The organism is Nitrosospira multiformis (genome assembly GCF_900110185.1).
In the GTDB taxonomy this organism is placed as follows: domain Bacteria; phylum Pseudomonadota; class Gammaproteobacteria; order Burkholderiales; family Nitrosomonadaceae; genus Nitrosospira; species Nitrosospira multiformis_A.
Genome location: NZ_FOCT01000045.1, coordinates 1 through 1,144, shown reverse-complemented (window position 1 = coordinate 1,144; position 1,144 = coordinate 1). Strand labels below are relative to the sequence as shown.

The following is a 1,144-nucleotide window of genomic DNA, read 5'->3' as shown; positions in this document are numbered from 1 at the left end:
AGCTGCACATTTCAGCTTGCTGTTGGGCGCATCCTTCAGGAGATTGTTGAGTGCGTCCGTTACCCTTCGCTGGTTGCGTTTTTCATCAAAATCAGCAGTTTCTGTAGACATGTATCGTTGTTCATAAAAACATTTCCTTTGGCAAGGAATCTATTTCTTTGAGTTCTTTGAGCTTCTTGACCACGGCCTGGCTCACATTTTTGGTGCTTTTCGGATTCTGGGCCGTAATCAAGAGGCCATCCTCCACCACATGGGAGCCAAATGGCATCATTGCCTTGCTGTATCGCCCCCCTCGCTTTTGTAGTTCTTCCTCCAGATTGAACGGAACTGCTTGATCGCGGTTTGCCAATTTCTCTTCCTTCCACGAGAAGCCCGTCACCTCCTTACCCTCAACAAGATATGTTCCGTTGCTCAGTTTCACTTCCAGCAGACCGCAAGGTCCATGGCACGCGGCCGCAACAATCTTGCCGGATTCATAGAATCTGGCGGTCAGCTCCGCCAATGATGGGCTTTTTGGGAAGTCGAACATGCCACCATGCCCGCCCGCCATATAGATGGCGTCGTACCCGGCCGGATCCACGTCGGACACTTTCAACGTGTTGTCCAGCAGCCTCATGAAGGCTTTGTCTTCGTAGCGCCTGGAAAGACTCCCTTTGAGGCCGATGGCATCGCCAATTTCGGTGATGAGCAGGCTTTCGGGATCAAGGGGAATTTTGCCACCCGATGGACTGGCAATATCCATCTTATAGCCTGCTTCTTCAGCAACATCCCAAAATTCGACGAGTTCGCTAAGCCACAGTCCCGTTCTGTATCCTACCTTTTCAAACAGATCTGAATTGGTGACGATGATAAGAATCTTGTTGGTCACAGTCATTTTTCTGCTCCTATGTGTAATGGCTACAGGCAGTTGGTCGCAGTCTATTCAATACCACGAGTCTTTCAGACTGATCTGCTCGGTTATCAACATAGTTCAGCAGAATTTGTTTGCAAATTGATGTTAAAGCGCGAATGACTTCCATCTCGGTCCAATTAATCCAATGCAGTTTTCCCCTGTTACCGGGGATAGACCGGGGATAGGATTGTGGATAAGTTTCTTAGGCCTCTGTTTCAGCTTGATCTAATGAAATTGGTCAGATTTGTTGCA

Annotated in this window: 1 protein-coding gene; it reads right to left on the bottom strand. The window is 48.4% G+C overall.

Features of this window, described 5'->3' with window-relative positions; translation table 11 throughout:
- Positions 1-121 precede the first annotated feature (121 nt).
- Complete coding sequence (locus BMY01_RS16910) at positions 122-874, bottom strand: type 1 glutamine amidotransferase domain-containing protein (protein WP_074749270.1); 753 nt, start codon at positions 872-874, stop codon at positions 122-124.
- Positions 875-1,144 lie beyond the last annotated feature (270 nt).